At 67.4% G+C, this 1,696-nt stretch carries 3 protein-coding genes; 2 read left to right on the top strand and 1 reads right to left on the bottom strand.

Annotated elements, in window-relative coordinates; translation table 11 throughout:
• Window positions 1–169: 169 nt before the first annotated feature.
• Window positions 170–688: a helix-turn-helix domain-containing protein gene (locus RMO04_RS07970; protein WP_309644250.1), complete on the top strand. Its 519-nt coding sequence runs from the start codon at window positions 170–172 to the stop codon at window positions 686–688.
• Window positions 631–1,269, top strand: coding sequence for a transposase (locus RMO04_RS07965; protein WP_309644249.1), 639 nt, complete (start codon window positions 631–633; stop codon window positions 1,267–1,269). Before RMO04_RS07970 ends, RMO04_RS07965 begins: the two co-directional genes overlap by 58 nt.
• 224 nt (window positions 1,270–1,493) lie before the next feature.
• On the opposite strand, the gene RMO04_RS07960 is transcribed toward RMO04_RS07965, so the two are convergent.
• Window positions 1,494–1,696 (bottom strand): hypothetical protein (locus RMO04_RS07960; protein ID WP_309644248.1); only part of this gene is annotated, 203 nt, incomplete at its 5' end.

The following is a 1,696-nucleotide window of genomic DNA, read 5'->3' as shown; positions in this document are numbered from 1 at the left end:
AGAATCCCCTCGCCCGCCGTTCCTGTCCGGTTATGATGTGAGCACGTCCTGTATCGGATCGTAACCAGGTGAGAGACTCTCATGGCGATGGGCAAACGGCGGCGGGAGACCTGGCGCATTTCCAGGGATGATCTTGTGCTTTCGAGCTCCGGTCGTCATGATCGACCGGATGAAGCCACCCCTCTTCGTCCGGCCCCTGACCGATGAAGAGCGGGCCGCCCTGCGGGCCGGCCTCCGCTTCCCCGACGCCTTCACCCTGCGACGCTGCCAACTCCTGCTGGCCAGCGCCGACGGCCTCAAGCCGGCGCAGATCGCCGAGCGATTCGGCTGCGCCAGCCAGACCGCCCGCAACGCCATCCGCGCCTTCGAGGCCGCCGGCACCGGCTGCCTCGTCGAGGGCTCGCACCGGCCCAAATCCAACCGGCCCGAGATCGATGACGCCGGATGCGAGCGGCTCCGCGCCCTGTTGCACCGCAGCCCCCGCGACTTCGCCAGGCCGACCTCGATCTGGACCCTGGCCTCGGCCGCCGAGGTCGCCTTCGCCGAGGGGATCGCGACGCGGCTCGTCAGCGACGAGGCGATCCGCCAGGCCCTCTTGCGCCTGGGCGTCGGCTGGAAGCGGGCCAAGACGTGGATCACCAGCCCGGACCCGGCCTACCTGCGAAAAAAAAGGCGCGGGACCGGCTGATCCGCCTGGCCCAACGCCACCCCGACTGGGTGCTCGGCTTCCAGGACGAGGTCTGGTGGAGCCGGCTGGCGCGGCCGGGGCTGCACGCCTGGTCCGACGGCGAGCCGATCCGACTGCACGAACCGCCGGCCGACGCCGAGGACCTCGCCCCCAAGGCGCTGGCCTGCTACGGCCTGCTGCGCGGCGACACCGGGGGGATGATGCTGCGGTTCGTCGCGGGCCGGCCGGTCAGCCAGGTCACGGAGGACTTCCTGGCGTGGTCGTGCCAGCGGCTGGCGGCCGAAGGCAAGCGGGCGTCGCTGCTGATCTGGGACAATGCGAGTTGGCACGTCAGCGCGCGGGTGCGATCCTGGATCAAGGCGCACAACCGGCGGGCGAAGGCCCAGGGCGGCGTACGGATCATCGCCTGCTACCTGCCGATCAAGGCACCATGGCTCAACGCCATCGAGCCGAAGTGGGTCCACGGCAAGCGGGCGATCGTCGAGCCAGACCGCAAGCTGACGGCGGCGGAAGTCGTGGAGCGGGTCTGCGGCTACTACGGTTGCGATCGACTCGACCCGATCTCACAGCATGTCACTTGAAACCGCTCTAGCCCTCAACCAAGCGTAATCCGAGGCTGATCGAGGCCGGGAAGCTCGAAAACCCCCTGGTTTTAGCGAACAATTGAGGTACTTCACCCCCTCGACCGCTCGCCCGCCAGGAGGCTTTCGAGTGAACGCCAGTGTCCATCGCCAGTTGAACCGACGCAAGCGAAGAATCCTCCGCCGGATCGAGAACAAGCCCGGTGTTGAACGCAGGGATTGTCTCATTCCGCATTTTGGGTGGTTGACAGTCTTTGCGTCAGTTCGCCTGGATCGGTCTGGAGCGGTGCCCAGAAGTCGAACGTTGGCAAATCCAGCCCTAACGCCTGATACGGGCTGGCGTCCTTCCGGGGTCCCGAGCGGAACCGGTGGCAGTTCCAGTAGAGCCGCTTCAGGTCGAGCATCGGCTGCGTCATCCGGCGGTGGC

The sequence above is a fragment of the Phenylobacterium sp. genome, from assembly GCF_031412415.1.
In the GTDB taxonomy this organism is placed as follows: domain Bacteria; phylum Pseudomonadota; class Alphaproteobacteria; order Caulobacterales; family Caulobacteraceae; genus Phenylobacterium.
Note: the sequence above shows the minus strand (reverse complement) of the source record. Positions and strands in the feature narration are given on the sequence as shown.